Below are 19,098 nucleotides of genomic sequence, written 5' to 3' on the forward strand. Positions count from 1 at the left end.
GAATATTCTAAAAACAATATATTACTCTATTATATTAAAAAAACGGATTATATTCTACTATAATCCGTTTTTTTCATATAATTTATTAATTTCACTGATTAAATATGCATTTTATTTGTTTCTATGAGATTCATCAATTCTAATTTGTTTTGCCGTTAAAAGTAATATTCCAGTAGCTATACTTAAACTCAACATGGACGAACCACCGAACGTCATAAATGGTAATGGGACACCTGTTAATGGAATCGTTCCAGAAATACCTGCTAAGTTTACAAATGTTTGTACGCCAATATAACTTGAGATCCCTACACATACAAGTTTGAAGAAATATGAATCTGTAAGTGCAGCATATAAAAATCCTTTATATACAATAAAGAACAATAATCCAAGAATAAATAATACACCGACTAAACCTAATTCTTCAGCAATAACTGCAAAGATAAAATCTGTATGTGGCTCAGGTAAGTAACCTAACTTCATAATACCATTACCTAATCCTTTACCAAAAATGCCACCATTGCCGATTGCTAACAATGAATTAGCTAAATGATAACCGATGCCACTTTCATAATTAAATGGATTTTCTAATACGTGAAAACGGTCTGCTTGGTGCTGGGATAGTATACCGCCTTTAAATATAATACTAAAAATGATCAATAATACTACACCAGCAAAAATGGGACCCGACCATTTTAAAATAGCTTTAATACCTATACCAGAATAAGCGAAAATACATAACACTATCATACATAATATAAGAGCTTGTCCAGTATCATTTTGTAGTAAAACTAAACCAATACAAGTACCAATTAAAAATAATGGCATCATGAGTGCGAGCTTAAACTGTTTGAGTCGATTTCGTCTTCTATCAATAATAAAAGATAAATATAAAATCATCGCTACTTTAAGAATTTCTGAAGCTTGTAAATTCATAAAGCCAAGATTAATCCAACTTTTCGCACCATTTATCTCAGTACCAATTAATAATGTCAGTATTAACAATCCGAAAATCGTAAATATTACAATTTGTTGTACACGTTTATTTTTCAAAATATTAATGTGCATAAAGTATGACATGAAAAATACTATGGAAAATCCAACAATACAATACACTAACTGTCTTATGAAAAAGTATGTACCTGATACAGGTAATCCACCTGTTAACGTTCCTTTTGTAGCTGCTACCATACTTGCACTATAAACCATCACTAAGCCAATGAAAGATAAAATGATATACGTAATTAACAATGTGAAATCTATGTATTTCGAGTAATTTTTAATGTAGCGAAAAAACATCTTAATATAGTCCATCTACTCATTCCAATTCTAAAAAAATAAGTCTAAAGAAAGATTTCTCCTCTCTAGACTTTGTATCATTTAAGCATTTGTGAAAGCATCATGCAATTTAGATAGTTCCTTTTCTAAACTTGCCATAAGTGTCTGACCCTTTTCTCTATCAACAAGTCCAATTTGTACTGCAAAATCTACTTCCTTTTGAAGACCAAACATTTGCGTATCTAAAACTTCCTCATATAAAGGACATTGTGGCATAGTTAAATTGTCCATTTGTACCTTTATTAACTGGAGGATTTTTTCAGAATCGTTATATAATTGGTCATATGCCTTTTGACAAATTTCTGAATCGTTATGCATGACATACTCCCCCTTAATCTTTTTAGTTTCTATACTTATAAAATTTTAGACTAGAAATGTGAAAATTGCAAGCGAAAACAGAAGGTTATTAATTACAAATATGTTAAAATTAAAATGTGAGATTGATAGGAGTGAAAAAAATGATACAAATTAAAGGGAATTCAAAATTTAATATTACTTTAGACGCAACAACATGGATCTTTGACGATCGTAAAGTGAAAATTGAAGATTTAGAACAAGGCATTTTCAATGGAGAAAGACCAATTGAATTTGAGAACAACGTAGCATGGAACCGCGCTATTTTAGAAGGCGCTACAATGCCTCCTACATTAAATAGTGAAACAACTTATAAAAAACGTTCGTTTTTACAAGAAAGTTTTGTAATCAATGCAATGCCTTTCATAAAAAATTCAGAGCCGAATGAAAATGCTACAAAAGTTGTTTTAAAAAATGACAAAGAATCTATAGATATTCCAATTGAACAATGGCCGTATTTATTTTTCCACTTTTCAAATGAAGGAAAAATGATATACAAAGATGGGAAAATTGATGCATTCACTTACGACCAAGAAAATGGTTACCAAAATAAATTCAGCTATGTAGCTGAAATCGAGGTTGTATAACCATGATTATGAAAGTAAAATGCGTTATCTGTGATTCAGTCGTCAACTTAGATTCTAAATCTAAAGAAGCAAAAAGACTAAGAAATCACCCTATTCGCACATTCATGTGTGATGATTGTAAAGCTAGATTAGATAAACCTAAAGATTAAAATAAATAAGTATATCACGCTACTGAGATACTCAGTATTCAAAGTGATATACTTATTTTTTTGTAACTATACTGTTTGTCTCTAATTATATATACAAAAAATGTCGACAAAGTCTAATAAAAGACTTTGTCGACATTCTGAAAGGCCACCTACAAGTGAGCTACCTTTTTACTGTTGTTTTTCGCCACTTCGTTCTTTATGAAGTCTGTAACGATATAGACCTAAAACAATTGCTGCTATTATTAAACTTTCTCCTACAGGTAAAAATACTGCAAGGAATGTTAATAATAGACAACCTAGAAACAGTAATATATAGATAATAATGTTCTGCCAAAACTTAAGCTTTCTTGCAAACCCTAGATTATAAACAATCGCACTTAATGCGAATATTGTTAATAACAAAAGCCACATACCAAGTTCTGGGTTCTCATCTACTCTAAATAACTTACCAAAAAATGAAAGCCTGTCTGTCGGATTAACACTTACATTTTTAGCAACTAAGAGCATCTATATCACTCCTCATCGGATATTTTGTTTCTCTTTTGATCTCTTTCTCTTTCAGATTTATCTAGAATTTTCTTTCTTAGACGAATAGATTCTGGAGTTACCTCTAATAATTCATCATCATTCAAGTATTCTAACGCTTCTTCAAGTGTTAAAATTCTTGGTTTTTTCATAGTAGTTGTTTGTTCTTTATTAGCTGAACGAATGTTGTTTGCAGCTTTAACTTTTGTAATGTTTACAGATAGATCATTCTCACGATTGTTTTCTCCAACGACCATACCTTCATATACTTCTGTACCAGGTTCCATGAAGTTGATACCTCTATCTTCAAGGTTCATAATCGCATAAGTACTTGCTACACCTTTATCGATTGATACTAGAACACCATTTCTTCTTCCACCAATACGTCCTTTAATTTTTGGACGATATGAATCGAATGTATGGTTAATAATTCCGTAACCACGAGTCATTGACATAAATTCAGTTGAGTAACCGATTAAACCACGTGCAGGAACCATAAATGTTAATTTAGTTTGTCCATTTTCGTTCGATTGCATATCTAACATTTCACCTTTACGAGATCCTAAAGATTCGATGATAGCACCAGTATATTCATCTGGCACGTCAATTTGTACACGTTCATAAGGCTCTGATTTAACACCGTCTACGTCTTTTACAATAACTTGAGGTTTAGAAACTTGTAGTTCAAAACCTTCACGTCTCATATTTTCAATTAAAATAGATAAATGCAGTTCTCCACGTCCAGCAACTACCCATGAATCAGGTGAATTAGTTGGTGTTACACGTAAAGATACATCTGTTTCTAATTGCATTTCTAGTCTTTCTTCAATTTTACGAGCAGTAACAAAAGTACCTTCTTTACCAGCAAATGGTGAATTATTTACTGAGAAAGTCATTTCTAATGTTGGTTCATCAATACGTAAAATAGGTAATGCTTCAACATTATTTTGAGGTGTTACTGTTTCACCAACGTTGATATCTTCCATACCACTTACTGCAATTAAATCACCAGCGTAAGCTTCTTCAATTTCAACACGGTTTAAACCGAAGTAACCGAATATTTTAGATACTCTGAAGTTTTTGACTGTACCATCAATTTTCACTAATGAAACTTGTTGTCCTACTTTTATTGTACCTCTAAATACACGACCAACACCGATACGTCCTACATAGTCATTATAATCTAATAATGCAACTTGAAATTGTAATGGCTCGTCTCTATTATCAACTGGGGCTGGAACATAATCTAAAATTGTTTCATAAAGACATTTCATGTTCTCATCTTGTTTGTCAGAATTCAAACTAGCTGTACCACTTAATGCTGAAGCGTATACAACTGGGAAATCAAGTTGTTCGTCATTAGCATCTAATTCAATAAATAAATCTAATACTTCATCTACAACTTGTTCTGGTCTTGCAGAAGGTTTATCTATTTTATTTACGACTACTACAGGTTTTAAATCTTGTTCTAGCGCTTTTTTAAGTACGAAACGCGTTTGTGGCATTGTACCTTCATAAGCATCTACAACTAAAACGACACCATCAACCATTTTCATAATACGCTCAACTTCTCCTCCGAAGTCAGCATGTCCAGGTGTATCTAATATATTGATACGGTGATCTTTATAATCTATAGCCGTATTCTTAGCTAAAATTGTAATTCCTCGTTCTTTTTCTATATCATTTGAATCCATCGCACGTTCTGCTACATGTTCATTTTCACGAAAAATACCTGATTGTTTTAACAATTCATCTACTAAAGTTGTTTTTCCGTGGTCAACGTGGGCTATAATTGCAATGTTACGTACATTCTCTCTTAAATTAGTCATGCAAGAAATTTTCCTCTCCGATTTAAAATTAATCGACTTTTTATTCGACTTATATTTATAACCAGATAATTATAACACAAATCATTAGAAAAATAACTATTATTGACCATATTTACTCAAATTTCTTTATTTTTTATATGAGTTGTTTAATATTAACTGGTTGATTTTTATTAAAATGTAACGCATAATAAAGTTATGAAAACGGTTAAAGGATGGATATAAATGAAAAAATCTAAAGCAATTTTTGTACTACTTGCTTTAATTGTAACATTTTTCCTTTTAGTGTTTAGCTTTGCATTAGCTGAAGGTTCTATATTATTTATGCTATTAGCAGTATTGCTAATCGTCGCGACTATGGGATTTGGTTTTACACTTAAAAAGAAATACCGTGAAAACGGCTGGCTATAATTTCAAACAACATAAAATTAAAAGATGCGATATGACTTCGCATCTTTTTTATTTTATCTATTTATATTCACTTATGACTTCCCTCGAAATCTTTCAGTATGAATTTGTTCTAATAGAGGTTTATGAGGTAAGAAATATTCATTTAGCAGCTCATTATGAATAGCCTTATTACCTATCAAAATAGAATTTGCTTCTAATATATTTAATTGCTCACCTAATTGATTCGTTACAACAGCTCCTACCTCTTCAACGATAATTAAACCACCTGCAAAATCCCATGGTTGTAATCTCATTGTTAAATAAGCGCTTGTAATACCTTTAGCGACATTTGCAAAATCTAACGCCGCTGATCCATATGCTCTTGTACTTCTAGAATTGTCTACAATAGGAACATATATACCTGAAAGCTTTTCTTTAGTTAACCATAATGGATTCGTGGAAATTAAACTTGTCTTTAATTCAGTATCTTTTAACGGTTTTAATGGTTCTTCATTTAGCCATGCCCCTTTACCAGCTAAAGCGTGATACATCTTATCATTCATAACGTCGTATACAAATCCAGCATACTTTTCACCATCTATATATATACCGATTGAAATCGCAAAATTCTCTTGTTGATGAACGAAATTCAATGTTCCATCTATTGGATCAACTATCCATAACACACCACTTGTATCTTGAATATCTTTACCATGCCCTTCTTCCCCTAAAATTCTGTGTTCAGGGTATGTAGACATAATTTGATTAAATAATCTTTCTTCTGTTTCTTTATCTATGTTCGTAACTAAATCGTTAGGATTTGATTTCGTTTCAATTTGAATTTCTTCATCAATCGAATCACGAATAACCTTACCGGCTTCAGCTATAATTTGATATGCAAATTTGTATATTTCCATGACAAGACCTCCTATGTTATTTTTATATTAGCATTGTTCTTTATATATTCAAAAAAAATTATGATAAAATATACATATGTACCACAGTTACAAGGAGGACAACTATGACTAAGTATACTTTTAAACAAAAGGATTTTAAAGTTTTTAGTGTTGAAGGTTTAGAAAATAGGATGCAAGCACTAGACGAACAAGTAAGACCTCAATTAAATGCTTTAGGCGAAAGATACAGCAATTATTTAACTGAACAAACAGGTGATACATTCTATTATCATGTTGCTAAACATGCTCGTAGAACCGTGAATCCACCAAAAGATACGTGGGTTGCGTTTGCTACTAATCAACGTGGTTACAAAATGTTACCACATTTTCAAATAGGTTTATTTGAGTCTCAATTATTCATTATGTTTGGTGTGATGCATGAAAATAAAAATAAAGGTCATATGGCAGACTTTTTAAATAAAAACATACATTTACTTGAATCACTACCAAGTGACTATTCATTATGTTTTGACCATTATAATATTGATAAATCACCAATTGATTCATTGTCACAAGAAGATTTAAAACATCATATTAAAAGACTTAAAGATGTTAAAAAAGCTGAGTTTTTCGTAGCTAGAACACTCGATCCTAAATCAGAAGTATTAAATTCTGATAAATCGTTCACAGCATATTTAGACGAGACATTTAATGAATTAATAAAATTCTATAGTTAATCATTACCTATTTTCCATAAGACAAAACAATCCTCCCAATCCAAATGTAAAATTTAGCGGATTGGGAGGATTTTGATTTGTGTCGTAATATAATATTTAGCACTAATCTATATAACTGTAATGTTCTATAAAATAATTGATTTAATAAATGTATGGATCATCGTCTTTTTTCTTTTTATCTGTTTCTTCTATACGATTTTGTTGCTGTTCATTTGAATCAAATTCATTTTCACTTTGATTTTGATCATGCTTTATATCATTTTGGAAGTTTACATCTTCAAATTGATTATTTGTTTTATTTTTTCTCACAAATAGCATTATACCTGCAATAATCAATAATAAGAATGATATAACGTTTAGTGTAAGGATTGAAATTAATCCTGCTACTACTGCTAATACACCTGATAAAATTCTTTGTTTTTTAACAAATACAACCGCAACAACTGTTAATAAGATGCTTATTATGAGAATCACTATTGCAAAATTCCCAAATGCTGAAAATCCGTTTAACATTTGATCTGCTGTAACTGAACTAGGTACATCTTGTGAACCTTGGATTTGCTCATTAAATGACTTTTCAAATTCTGATTTAAACTCAGGTGTTTTGGAAAAAGTTTTAATTATAAAAGCAAATACGATACCAATTAAAGAAAAAATAGCACCTAATATTAATAATGTATATTCAATAGTTCTTTTCATTGAAATCCTCCTAAAATTTGTCACTTCTAATTATCTCAATCTACTCTTTATTTTTCAACCTTATTTATCATTTTTTGCAACTTCTTGGTCAGAACTATTTTTTCCTTCAAAATATTTTTTCTGTTGTTGCATTCGTTTTTCGTAATTATTTCTTCTTTCTATTGTAGCATTTGGTTTTTCTTTTTTAACTTTCTTTTCTTTCTTTTGTTTCCCAAGATTTTCTTGATATTCATCTGATTGAGTCGTTTCATAATTATACGGATCTTGTTTCCTTTGACTTAAATCTTCTTGATGCTCTAAATCTTCTTGGTCAAGCTCGTTCTCATCATTGTATGATTCGTCAATTTGATCTTTTTGTTTTTTATGCTTTTGATGCTTTTTACGACGAGATAAAACTTCTTCGCTGTTAGAAGCGTCGTGATAAGTCTCTTCTTCAGTTTTTTGTTCTATAGGTTCTTCTTGTTTTATAGGCTCTTCTTGTTTTGTATTTGGCTGATTTGAACCTATTGTTTGATCATTGTGTGGCTCTGTTTTTTCTTGATGCTTCCTTGCAGGTTGTAATGGTTGAGTTTGTCTAGGTTGTTGATTCACACTTTCACGATCATCTTGAAAATATTGTTGTTGTCCCATACCTTGGATAGGTAATATTTTGTCTTTTCTTACAAATAATAAAATACTTACTATAAAGAAAAAGAGTGGAACTAAAACAATAAATAATGGAATAGTAATAACTGCTAAAAGTAAAAATACAATACCTGAAAATATTCTCCATCTCATCAATACTAATCCTATAAAAGAAAAAATTAAAACAATTATCAAATAAATTATGAATAGCCATATTCCATTTTGAATATTGAGTGCAACTTCGCTCGCAGATAATAATTGACCATTAGCTGTGATATTAATATTTAAGCGATTAATCAAAGATTCTAGTCTATTTAAATTGTCAGGATTATTTAATACGACAAGTGCAGCAAATAGAGACAATGCTGTAATACCTAACACTATTATCCAAGCTAGCCATCCAAAAAACTTCTCTGCGCCTCTACTAACTGGCTGTTTCACATGTTCTACATATGAATTCATCATATTTACCTCCTCTATAATGAATTGGTTTTAATTATAACAAAAAAAGGGCCTTGTTTCTCACAAAGACCCTTTATAAACATTAATTTAATGACATCTTAAATTTAAGAAATGCTTCATTATATTCTGAAATATTTTCTTTACCCAAATCTTGATAAACTTCAAGCTTGTTTCTAAGAGTTGAATCAGGATAAAATCGTTCATCTTCTCTAACATTTTTATCTAGAAGTTTAAATGAAGCTTTATTCGGTGTAGCATAACCAACCCATTCCGTATTTTGTTTACCATTTTGTTCGTCTAATAAGAAATCAATAAACTTATATGCACCTTCCACGTTTTGAGCAGTTTTTGGAATAACGAGATTATCAAACCATAAGTTTGAACCTTCTTTCGGTACAACAAAGTCTAATTGGTCATTTTCAGTCATAATATCCGCGGCCATTCCACTCCATACAACTGCAACATCTGATTCATTTTGAACCATCATCGTATTAATTTCATCTCCTACAACACCTCTTACATTAGGAGATAGTTTAATTAATTTATTTTGAGCTTTTTTAAGTTTTTGTTCATCCGTTTCATTCAAGCTTTCATTCATACTGTTTAAAGCAAATCCAATTCCTTCTCTTGCGCCATCGACAATTAACACATCATCTTTTAATCGTTTATCCCACAGGCTATTCCAAGAATTGAAATTGATACCTTTCGTTTTTTCAGGATTATACAATATTCCGACAGTGCCCCAAAAATAAGGAATTGAATATTGATTTCCAGGATCAAATGGTAAATTCATGAAAGATTTATCCATATTTTTTAAGTTTGATAATTTATTATGATCAATTGGAATTAATAATTTTTCTTTCTTCATTTTTTGTACAGTATATTCACTTGGTACTGCAACGTCGTATGATGTACCACCATTTTTAATTTTAGCCATCATCGCTTCATTTGAATCAAATGTTTCATATACGACTTTTATACCTGTTTCTTTTTCAAATTTCTTTGTCAGCTCAGGATCTATATATTCTCCCCAATTATATACGTATATAACATCTTTTTTTCCTTTAGAAGGTGGCGGATCAATCAATTTAGTTGATAGCATTAATAGTGATCCAACGATCAACGAAATACCAACTAATTGCATTAATTGTTTCATCTTAAACTGCCCCCTCTTTTTTCAACTCTTCTTTGTTGACCACTTTTTATGAAATAATAACCTAAAATCAGTATCATAACTAAACCAAATAGCAATGTAGAAATCGCATTAATTTCCATCGTAATACCTTTTCTAGCCATTGAATAAACTTCGACTGATAATACACTAAATCCACTACCCGTAACGAAGAAACTTACTGTAAAGTCATCTAAAGAATATGTTAGCGCCATAAAGAAACCACCGATAGCGCCAGGAAGTATATGAGGAATAATCACTTTAATAAGTGTTTGCCATGAAGATGCTCCTAAGTCTCTAGCTGCATCAATCATAGATGTATTCATATCATATAGTTTCGGTAACACTAATAGAACGACTATAGGCACACAAAAAGCAATATGTGAAATTAATACTGACCAAAATCCTAGTCCCATACCTGTGAAGTGTCCAATCACAGTAAATAATAATAAGAAGGAAGAACCGATGACTACATCAGAGCTAACCATTAATATATTGTTTAAAGTTAATAAGCCAACTTTCAATTTTTTATTTTTCAAATAGTAAATACCAATCGCGCCACAAATACCAATTACAGTTGATATACTAGCTGCTAATAACGCAATCGCTATCGTATTCACAATTATGACAAGTAAACGTTTATTTTGAAATACTGATATATAATGATCAAGCGTAAATCCTTTGAATTGTGTCATATTCCCCGCATCGTTAAAGGAATAATAAATTAAAAAGAATATTGGTAAGTATAGAAATATGAGTATAAATGTAAAATAGATTTTTCCAGTTATTTTCATACTATACCTCCTTATTCTCTGATTTAGATTTTGTCACAATGAGTATAAATGCCATTGCTAATATTAAAAACACTGCAATCGTTGAACCCATTCCATAATTTTGTGTCACTAAAAACTGCTCTTGTATAGCGGTACCTAAGTTAACCACTTTATTTCCTGCAATTAATCTCGTAATCATAAACAAAGATAATGCAGGTATAAATGTAATTTGTATACCTGTTTTGACGCCTTCTAAAGTTAATGGCACGATTACCCTTCTAAAAGTTGTTAAAGGGCTTGCACCTAAGTCTTTAGAAGCTTGTAGTAAATTCTCAGGTATTTCGTCCATCGAATTAAAGATGGGTAATAACATAAAAGGTATATAAATATATACAGAAACGATGATAAAGGCTGTACTTGTAAATAATAATTCAGTAGAAGGCACATTAAAGACGTTTAAAATTTTGTTTAATAATCCATCATGGCTTAAAATACCGATAAAGGCATACGTTTTTAACAATAAATTTATCCAAGTTGGTAATATGACAAGTAAAAGTAATATTTCTTTATACTTAGCGTTTCTCAATATGAGTGCTAAAGGATAACTAATGATTAAACAAAAGAACGTAATAATAAATGCATACCATGCTGAGCTTAAAGTCATTTCCAAATAACTACTTGTAAAAAAGTTCTTATAATTTTCAAAAGAAAAGTGTCCATGAATATCTAATAAAGAAGAATAAAAAATCATAGCTATAGGTACAATAATGAACAATACAATCCATATCATATAAGGTACAAGTAATATTGATTTTATTTTACGCATTGCCATCTTCCTCATAACTTTCAATTCGACGATCAAATTCTTCTTCAGTTTCACCAGGTAACATAATATGAATGGCTTCAGAGTCAAAATCTAATCCGACAGTTTCACCAATTGTTGCTTTTTTAGTCGATTGTATAATCCATTCATTACCTTGAACATCAAAACAACATATTTCATAATGAACACCTCTAAATAATTGAGAATCTACGACTGCAGAAATACGGCCTTCACTTTCTGATTTTATCGTAATATCTTCTGGACGTATGACAACATCAACTTTAGCATCTTTTTTAAAGCCTGCATCAACACATTCATATGAAATGCCATACATTTCGACTTCATAATCACGTTTCATAACACCGCTCACGATATTCGACTCTCCAATAAAATCTGCAACAAATCTATTTACAGGTTCATCATAAATATCAACGGGCGTACCACTTTGTTGAATTTTACCGTCCTTCATTACAAATATGTAGTCACTCATTGCTAAAGCTTCTTCTTGATCATGTGTAACAAATATAAACGTAATCCCTAACCTTTGTTGTAATTCACGCAATTCATACTGCATTTCAGTTCTTAATTTTAAGTCTAATGCTGATAGAGGTTCATCTAAAAGAATGATTTCTGGTTCGTTAGCTAACGCTCTTGCTATAGCAACTCTTTGCTTTTGACCACCACTCATTTCAGTAATATTACGCTGTTCATAACCTTCAAGCTTTACTAATTTTAAGGCTTCTTTTACTTTTTGCTGAATATCTTTTTTATTGAGTTTCTTTATCTTTAGTCCAAATGCTACATTATCGTACACATTCAAATGTGGAAATAAAGCATAATCTTGAAACACCGTGTTAACTTTTCTGTTATTAGCTGGTACTTTATTGATTATTTTATTATTGAATAATATGTCACCATTAGATGGCGTTTCAAATCCTGCTATCAACTTTAAAATCGTTGTTTTTCCACATCCTGAAGGACCTAATAATGTGTAAAATTTACCTTCTTCAATTTCAAAACTGACATCATCTAATACTTGAGTATTATTAAATTTTTTTGAAATATTTTCAAACTTTATGATGGGCTGTTTCATGCCTTACCTCCTATAAATACGATTCTGTAGCAACTATTAATACTTCTGCATCTTTAGTTGATTCATTTAAGAACTGATGCTCTTCATGCGCTTTAAAATAAAAACATTCCCCACTTTTAGCGGTGTATGTCTGTTTTCCTATTTTCAATGTTATATAACCTTTTTTAACGTAAGCAAATGTCTCTGATGATGATGGACTAAATGATTTATATTTCGAATTACTTTTCAAAGTTATAATGACTGGTTCCATTTCAAATTCATTTGAATCAGGTACTAACCATTTAATCTTATATCCAAGATCAAATTCATCATATATTGTTTGTTCATCTAAAGGATAATGTATACGAGCTTGATATAATTTTTCATTAAAAAATTCGCTTGGCTCTACACCTAATACGTCTAATATATTCAGAAAAGTTTCCATAGAAGGAGAAGATAAATTTCTTTCCAGCTGTGAAATATAACCTTTTGACAAATCTGTACGTTCACCTAATTCTTCTTGAGTTAAATTTTTCTGATACCTTAAATTTTTAAGTTTTTCTCCTATATTCATAAATCCCCCAAAAAATGTGTTGTTTACTTTTACTAAACATTAAGTTTAGTACCTTTAATAAAATAACAGAAATTATTTTATAGTTCAACACTTTTTTGGGGGATATCAATATTTTATTTAATTGTAATGTTTGATTCTTCGTTATTTTCATTTAACGCTTTTACTGCTTTATAACCATCGTAACCACTTACTTCTTTAAATTCTTTATAAATATTATTTTCATCTGACTTTCCTGGAACAATTTTTTTGAAGTTTTTATATGCTCGTTTAAATTGTTCTTTGTCAGTACTACTTTCATATGCATCTTCAATATGATTGAAAAACTCTATCACTTGAAGTATTTCTTCTTGCGTCCAATCAACATCTATTGGATAACTATATTCCATTTTACCTTTCTCCTTTATAAAAAAAGAATCACTGAATGAACAGTGATTCTTTAGTATTGTCAATTATTACATTGTATGAATAGGTGTTCCAAGAGCTACTTCTGCAGCTTCCATAGAAATTTCACCTAATGTTGGGTGAGCATGAATAGTTAATGATACGTCTTCAGCAGTCATTCCTGTTTCAATTGCTAAACCTAATTCAGCAATAATATCTGAAGCGCCTGTACCAGCAACTTGTGCACCAACTAATAATCCATTTTCTTTTAATGTTACAAGTTTAACGAAACCAGCAGTTTCATTTAAAGCTAATGCACGGCCATTGGCAGCGAATGGGAATTTAGCAGCTTTCACTTCTAATCCTTCTTCTTTAGCACTTGCTTCTGAATGACCAACTGTTGCTAATTCTGGTTCTGTGAAACATACTGCAGGAATTGCTAAGTAATCTACAGCAGATTTTTCACCAGAGATAGCTTCAGCAGCTACTTTAGCTTCGTAACTTGCTTTATGAGCAAGTGGAGGTCCAGCAACGATATCACCGATTGCATAGATGTTTTCAATTGAAGAACGACTTTGTTCATCAACTTCAACTAATCCACGTTCTGATAATTTTAGACCTAATTCTTCTAGACCTAATTCGTCAGTATTTGGACGACGTCCTACAGTAACTAATACATAGTCAGCTTCGATTTCTTTTGTTTCTCCGCCAGCTTCGTAAGTAACTTTTACGCCATTATCAGTTTCTTCAGCAGATTTAGCCATTGCTTCAGTAACGATTTCTACACCTTTTGCTTTAAGACCTTTTTTAACGATTTGAGTCATTTGTTTCTCAAATCCACCTAAAATATCTTTTGCACCTTCAAGGATTGTTACTTCAGAACCAAAGTTAGCATAAGCAGTACCTAGTTCAGAACCGATATAACCGCCACCAACTACTACTAATTTTTTTGGTACGTCTTGAAGTGCTAAAGCACCAGTTGAATCGATCACACGTTTACCGAATTTGAAATTAGGAATTTCAATTGGACGTGAACCTGTAGCAATAATTGCATGTTTAAACGTATAAGTTTGAGAAGCTTTTTCAGTCATAACTTTTAAGTTATTTTCATCTACAAAATACGCTTCACCTTTAACTACATCAATTTTGTTACCTTTCATTAATCCAGCAACGCCGCCAGTTAATTTATTAACTACGCCATTTTTGAACTCTTGAACTTTTTCAAAATTTAATGCAACTTTCTCAGCAATAACACCCATGTCTTCTGAATGTTGTGCATTATGGAAACGGTGTGATGCTGATAATAAAGCTTTAGATGGAATACAACCAACGTTTAAACAAACGCCACCTAATTCGCCTTTTTCAACGATTGTTACTTTTTGTCCTAATTGTGCTGCACGAATTGCTGCAACATATCCACCAGGACCTGCTCCAATTACAATAGTATCTGTTTCAATAGGAAAATCTCCAACTACCATTTTTACCCCTCCATTAATAATAATTCTGGATTATTTAATAATCTCTTAATATGGTTCATAGCATTTTGTCCAGTAGCACCATCAATTTGTCTATGGTCGAAACTTAATGATAATGATAACACAGGTGCTGCTATAATTTCTCCATCTTTAACGATAGGTTTTTGAGCAATACGACCAATACCTAAAATTGCAACTTCAGGATGGTTGATTACTGGAGTGAACCATTGTCCACCTGCTGAACCAATATTACTAATCGTACAAGTTGCGGCTTTCATTTCGTTAGCTTGTAATTTACCGTCACGTGCTTTAACAGCTAATTCGTTAATTTCATCTGAAATTTCGAACATTGATTTATGATCAGCATTTTTAACTACTGGTACTAATAAACCACGATCAGTATCTGCAGCTATACCTATATTATAGTAATGTTTATGAACAATTTCACCATTTTCTTCATCAAATTCAGTATTTAATGCTGGATATTTCTTAAGTGCTGATACTAATGCTTTAACAACGTATGGTAAGAATGTTAATTTAGTACCTTGCTCAGCAGCAACTTCTTTGAATTTTTTACGGTGATCCCATAATTCTTGAACATCAATTTCATCCATTAATGTTACGTGAGGAGCAGTTTGTTTAGAGTTAACCATTGCTTTAGCAATTGCTTTACGCATCGCTGGGATTTTCTCACGAGTTTCAGGATATTCTCCTTCTGGTACTTGTGGAGTTTGTACAGATTGAGTATCTTCACTTGAAGATTGAGCTTCTTCTGCAGCTGGTTGTTCTGATTTAGAACCGCCGTTTAAGTAAGCTTCAACGTCTTCTTTCAAGACACGTCCATTTTTACCTGAACCTGAAACAGCTTTAATATTTACATCGTTATCACGAGCAAATTTACGAACTGAAGGCATAGCGATTACGCGTTTAGAATCATCAACATCTTCTGATTGAGTTTCAGCAGTTGCTTCTTCTTTAGATTCTTCTTTCGCTTCTTCTGCTGGTGCTTCTTCTTCATCGTCATCATGGCCTTTGAATTGTATACCTTCTGCATCTGGTGCATCAATTTTAACAATTGTATCACCAACAACAGAAACAGTTCCTTCTTCAACCATAACTTCTTCTACTTTACCTGAAACAGGTGATGGAATTTCAACGACTGATTTATCATTTTGAACTTCACATAATACATCGTCTTCTTGAATTTCGTCTCCTGCTTTAACAAACCATTTTACAATTTCACCTTCGTGGATACCTTCTCCGATATCTGGTAATTTAAATTCGAATGACACGATTTTTTCCTCCTAAATATTAAATCCGTATTTTAATGCGCATTAAAATTCTAATGTTTGTTTAGCTTGCGCTACGATATCTTTTTTGTTTGGTAACCATACACCTTCAGCTTGTGTGAATGGATAAATAGTGTCAGCAGCAGCTACACGTGCAATAGGAGCTTCTAATGAAAGAACAGCTCTTTCAGAGATTTCTGCTACAACAGTTGCACCAACGCCAGCTTGTTTTTGAGCTTCTTGAACTACAATTACGCGGTTTGTTTTTTCAACTGATTTCACAATTGTTTCAACATCTAAAGGTTGAACAGTGATTAAGTCAATTACTTCAACTGAATAACCATCTTTTTCTAAGTCTTCTGCTGCTTTTAATGATTCTTGAACCATTGCACCATAAGTGATGATTGTTAAGTCAGTACCTTCACGTTTAACTTTAGCTTTACCGATTTCCACTTCATATTCCTCTTCAGGTACTTCTTCACGGAATGAACGGTATAATTTCATATGCTCTAAATATACAACTGGATCATTACTGCGGATTGCAGAAATTAATAATCCTTTAGCATCATATGGATTTGAAGGAATAACAACTTTCAAACCTGGAGATTGCGCCATTAAACCTTCTAAGTTATCAGCATGTAATTCTGGTGTATGAACACCACCACCGAATGGAGCACGGATTGTTACTGGAGCTGTTTTTGAGTTACCTGAACGGAAACGATGACGAGCTATTTGACCAGCAATTGAGTCCATAACTTCAAATACGAAACCAAAGAATTGGATTTCCATGACAGGACGGTAACCTTCAAGCGTTAAACCTAAAGCTAGACCACCAATACCTGATTCAGCTAGAGGTGTATCAAATACACGATCTTCACCGAATTCTTTTTGTAAACCTTCTGTTGCACGGAATACACCGCCGTTTACACCAACGTCTTCACCGAATAATAGAACGTCTTCGTCTCTTTTCAATTCGTTTTGAAGCGCATTGTTAATCGCTTGAATCATTGTCATTTGTGCCATGACTTATTTCGACTCCTTCTCTTTGTAAATTTCATATTGTTCAGCTAAATTATGAGGCATTTCTTCATACATATTTTCCATTAAGTCTGTAACTTTTTGTTTAGGTGTACCGTCTGCCTCTTTGATAGCTGTTTTAATTTCTTCTTTTGCTTTTTCCATAACTTCATTTTCTTTTTCTTCAGACCATAAGTTTTTAGCTTCAAGATATTTTCTGAAACGAACTAATGGATCTTTCTTTTCCCAATCTGAATCTTCATCAGATGTTCTATAACGAGTTGGGTCGTCACCAGCCATTGTATGTGGACCGTAACGATAAGTTAAAGTTTCAATTAGAGATGGGCCGTCACCATTTACAGCACGGTCACGAGCTTGTTTAGTCACTGCATATACAGCTAATGCATCCATACCATCAACTAATACACCTGGAATACCAACTGCTACTGATTTTTGAGCTAATGTTTTAGCTGCAGTTTGTTTGTCACGTGGTGTTGAAATCGCATAGTTGTTGTTTTGAATTACGAAAATTGCAGGTGCTTTGTAAGCAGACGCAAAGTTAATACCTTCATAGAAGTCACCTTGTGAAGAACCACCATCACCAGTGTAAGTGATTGCTACATTTTTCTTACCACGTTTTTTAAGACCTAGTGCTACACCAGCAGTTTGAATAAACTGTGCACCGATAATAATTTGTGGACTTAAAGCATTAACACCTTCTGGGAATTGGTTACCAATAAAGTGTCCACGTGAGAATAAGAACGCTTTAGTTAATGGTAAACCATGCCAAATTAATTGAGGTACATCACGATAACCTGGAAGTACGTAATCTTCTTTTTCTAAAGCATAATGTGAAGCTAATTGTGAAGCTTCTTGACCTGCTGTTGGAGCATAGAAACCTAAACGACCTTGTCTATTTAATGAGATAGAACGTTGATCTAGAACACGAGTCCAAACCATTCTTTCCATTAATTCAACAAGTTCTTCATCTGATAAGTCTGGTAATAAGTCATTATTTACGACGTTTCCTTCTTCATCTAACACTTGAACCATTTCAAAATTAGACTCTATTTCATTTAAAGTCGCTACTGCATCGAATTGGGCTTTTTTTCTCGGAGCCATTCAATTCACCATACCTTTCCCTATATTAAATAATCATTTCTTAATTAGTTTAACATAAATCTGTTTTACTGTTAAATAAAAAATACTAACATTACAAAAAGCCCTGTACAAAAGGTTTTTTAAAAACTGTATTACAACATATTTGCATCTGTACTAATACAAATTATTCGTTTAAAATAGCTGAAACATCTTTCTTTTCTTGTTGTACTTTTTTAAGATTGTTTTGATATTCCGTTACTACTTTTTCGGTCTTTTTGTTTACTTCTGCTAATTTTTTAGAGCGATCGTTCGCGCCTTCTTGCGTTGCATTGTCATCAGATAGATAGCTAAATAATTTTTCTTCTGTATTCAGCACCTCTTTATAACCTTTGATTACTTTATCATGTACTTTATATTTCTCATCCAAAGCTTTCTTTAAATCAGCAGCTTCTTTTGATTGTTCTTCATCTTCTATTGCTTTGTAATCATTTTTAGAAGATTCGTATATTTTTTTAGATTTATCCATTGCTTCTTTTTCATCATTTATGATTTTTTCTCTATTTTTAATATCATTTGTAATCTCTTCAGCTTTAGATTTAAATTCTCCATCTTTAGCTTTATTGAGTTCTTCAATTTTCTTAACCTTTTCTTTTTCAGCTTTCGCCATTTTTTCGTTTAAATCAACAATTACTTTTTCTTCTTGGTTAGCTTTTTCTACCTTTTTATAAAAAGCCTCAAGTGATTCTTTAGATTGACCACATGCTGATAAAATGACTGTGGTTGCTAGTGTTAATGTTAAAAATTTCTTGCCAATCATTTATATTGCCTCCTTACATAT

At 31.9% G+C, this 19,098-nt stretch carries 22 protein-coding genes; 4 read left to right on the forward strand and 18 right to left on the reverse strand.

The window, feature by feature from the left end:
• Nucleotides 1–111: 111 nt before the first annotated feature.
• Nucleotides 112–1,311, reverse strand: a complete 1,200-nt coding sequence (locus PYW35_RS09015; protein WP_103323134.1) for an FtsW/RodA/SpoVE family cell cycle protein — start codon at nucleotides 1,309–1,311, stop codon at nucleotides 112–114.
• A gap of 66 nt (nucleotides 1,312–1,377) precedes the next feature.
• Nucleotides 1,378–1,653: an Fpa/YlaN family protein gene (locus tag PYW35_RS09020; RefSeq protein ID WP_016911324.1), complete on the reverse strand. Its 276-nt coding sequence runs from the start codon at nucleotides 1,651–1,653 to the stop codon at nucleotides 1,378–1,380.
• Nucleotides 1,654–1,793: 140 nt separating this feature from the next.
• Between PYW35_RS09020 and PYW35_RS09025 the strand changes: the two genes are divergently transcribed.
• Nucleotides 1,794–2,276 carry a hypothetical protein gene (locus PYW35_RS09025; RefSeq protein ID WP_016911323.1) on the forward strand — a complete coding sequence of 161 codons (483 nt, stop codon included), beginning with the start codon at nucleotides 1,794–1,796 and terminating at the stop codon, nucleotides 2,274–2,276.
• A 5-nt stretch (nucleotides 2,277–2,281) separates the two neighbouring features.
• The gene (locus PYW35_RS09030; protein WP_083840514.1) at nucleotides 2,282–2,425 is read left to right on the forward strand and encodes a DUF2197 domain-containing protein; all 144 of its coding nucleotides are present in this window, start codon (nucleotides 2,282–2,284) and stop codon (nucleotides 2,423–2,425) included.
• 168 nt (nucleotides 2,426–2,593) lie between these two features.
• On the opposite strand, the gene PYW35_RS09035 is transcribed toward PYW35_RS09030, so the two are convergent.
• The gene (locus PYW35_RS09035; protein ID WP_016911321.1) at nucleotides 2,594–2,932 is read right to left on the reverse strand and encodes a YlaH-like family protein; all 339 of its coding nucleotides are present in this window, start codon (nucleotides 2,930–2,932) and stop codon (nucleotides 2,594–2,596) included.
• 5 nt (nucleotides 2,933–2,937) lie between these two features.
• Entirely contained in the window at nucleotides 2,938–4,779 is a 1,842-nt protein-coding gene (typA, locus tag PYW35_RS09040; RefSeq protein ID WP_016911320.1) for a translational GTPase TypA, read from the reverse strand.
• A gap of 222 nt (nucleotides 4,780–5,001) precedes the next feature.
• On the opposite strand from typA, the gene PYW35_RS09045 reads away from it, so the two are divergent.
• Nucleotides 5,002–5,187: a DUF5325 family protein gene (locus PYW35_RS09045; RefSeq protein ID WP_016911319.1), complete on the forward strand. Its 186-nt coding sequence runs from the start codon at nucleotides 5,002–5,004 to the stop codon at nucleotides 5,185–5,187.
• Nucleotides 5,188–5,258: 71 nt separating this feature from the next.
• Here the strand turns inward: PYW35_RS09045 and PYW35_RS09050 are convergent, their stop codons facing one another.
• Nucleotides 5,259–6,083: an inositol monophosphatase family protein gene (locus PYW35_RS09050; protein ID WP_103323135.1), complete on the reverse strand. Its 825-nt coding sequence runs from the start codon at nucleotides 6,081–6,083 to the stop codon at nucleotides 5,259–5,261.
• Between the two features lie 104 nt (nucleotides 6,084–6,187).
• Here PYW35_RS09050 and PYW35_RS09055 point away from each other — a divergent pair, with 104 nt between their 5' ends.
• Nucleotides 6,188–6,799 (forward strand): YktB family protein, encoded by a 612-nt coding sequence (locus PYW35_RS09055; protein ID WP_103323136.1) that lies wholly within the window; start codon nucleotides 6,188–6,190, stop codon nucleotides 6,797–6,799.
• A gap of 141 nt (nucleotides 6,800–6,940) precedes the next feature.
• Here the strand turns inward: PYW35_RS09055 and PYW35_RS09060 are convergent, their stop codons facing one another.
• The 13 genes from PYW35_RS09060 to PYW35_RS09120 form a co-directional block, all read right to left on the reverse strand.
• Nucleotides 6,941–7,498, reverse strand: a complete 558-nt coding sequence (locus tag PYW35_RS09060; RefSeq protein ID WP_103323346.1) for a DUF4064 domain-containing protein — start codon at nucleotides 7,496–7,498, stop codon at nucleotides 6,941–6,943.
• Between the two features lie 60 nt (nucleotides 7,499–7,558).
• Nucleotides 7,559–8,587, reverse strand: a complete 1,029-nt coding sequence (locus PYW35_RS09065) for a DUF4064 domain-containing protein (RefSeq protein ID WP_103323345.1) — start codon at nucleotides 8,585–8,587, stop codon at nucleotides 7,559–7,561.
• A gap of 79 nt (nucleotides 8,588–8,666) precedes the next feature.
• Nucleotides 8,667–9,740 (reverse strand): ABC transporter substrate-binding protein, encoded by a 1,074-nt coding sequence (locus PYW35_RS09070; protein ID WP_103323344.1) that lies wholly within the window; start codon nucleotides 9,738–9,740, stop codon nucleotides 8,667–8,669.
• The gene (locus PYW35_RS09075) at nucleotides 9,737–10,549 is read right to left on the reverse strand and encodes an ABC transporter permease (protein WP_103323343.1); all 813 of its coding nucleotides are present in this window, start codon (nucleotides 10,547–10,549) and stop codon (nucleotides 9,737–9,739) included. Before PYW35_RS09075 ends, PYW35_RS09070 begins: the two co-directional genes overlap by 4 nt.
• A 1-nt stretch (nucleotide 10,550) precedes the next feature.
• Nucleotides 10,551–11,354, reverse strand: coding sequence for an ABC transporter permease (locus PYW35_RS09080; RefSeq protein ID WP_016911312.1), 804 nt, complete (start codon nucleotides 11,352–11,354; stop codon nucleotides 10,551–10,553).
• Nucleotides 11,347–12,444, reverse strand: a complete 1,098-nt coding sequence (locus PYW35_RS09085) for an ABC transporter ATP-binding protein (RefSeq protein ID WP_016911311.1) — start codon at nucleotides 12,442–12,444, stop codon at nucleotides 11,347–11,349. The genes PYW35_RS09080 and PYW35_RS09085 overlap by 8 nt, the downstream gene beginning before the upstream one ends.
• Nucleotides 12,445–12,454: 10 nt before the next feature.
• A complete protein-coding gene (locus PYW35_RS09090; protein ID WP_016911310.1) occupies nucleotides 12,455–12,997 on the reverse strand; it encodes a helix-turn-helix domain-containing protein in 543 nt (180 codons plus the stop codon).
• 113 nt (nucleotides 12,998–13,110) lie between these two features.
• Entirely contained in the window at nucleotides 13,111–13,383 is a 273-nt protein-coding gene (locus tag PYW35_RS09095) for a UPF0223 family protein (RefSeq protein ID WP_016911309.1), read from the reverse strand.
• 66 nt (nucleotides 13,384–13,449) lie between these two features.
• Nucleotides 13,450–14,856 (reverse strand): dihydrolipoyl dehydrogenase, encoded by a 1,407-nt coding sequence (gene lpdA, locus PYW35_RS09100; protein WP_016911308.1) that lies wholly within the window; start codon nucleotides 14,854–14,856, stop codon nucleotides 13,450–13,452.
• Nucleotides 14,857–14,858: 2 nt separating this feature from the next.
• Nucleotides 14,859–16,145 carry a dihydrolipoamide acetyltransferase family protein gene (locus tag PYW35_RS09105; protein ID WP_016911307.1) on the reverse strand — a complete coding sequence of 429 codons (1,287 nt, stop codon included), beginning with the start codon at nucleotides 16,143–16,145 and terminating at the stop codon, nucleotides 14,859–14,861.
• Nucleotides 16,146–16,187: 42 nt separating this feature from the next.
• Entirely contained in the window at nucleotides 16,188–17,165 is a 978-nt protein-coding gene (locus tag PYW35_RS09110; RefSeq protein ID WP_016911306.1) for an alpha-ketoacid dehydrogenase subunit beta, read from the reverse strand.
• Nucleotides 17,166–17,168: 3 nt separating this feature from the next.
• On the reverse strand, nucleotides 17,169–18,281 hold the full coding sequence (pdhA, locus tag PYW35_RS09115) for a pyruvate dehydrogenase (acetyl-transferring) E1 component subunit alpha (RefSeq protein ID WP_016911305.1): 1,113 nt from the start codon (nucleotides 18,279–18,281) through the stop codon (nucleotides 17,169–17,171).
• 163 nt (nucleotides 18,282–18,444) lie between these two features.
• Nucleotides 18,445–19,077, reverse strand: a complete 633-nt coding sequence (locus PYW35_RS09120) for a YkyA family protein (protein WP_016911304.1) — start codon at nucleotides 19,075–19,077, stop codon at nucleotides 18,445–18,447.
• Nucleotides 19,078–19,098 lie beyond the last annotated feature (21 nt).

This window comes from Mammaliicoccus vitulinus (assembly GCF_029024305.1).
In the GTDB taxonomy this organism is placed as follows: Bacteria; Bacillota; Bacilli; order Staphylococcales; family Staphylococcaceae; genus Mammaliicoccus; species Mammaliicoccus vitulinus.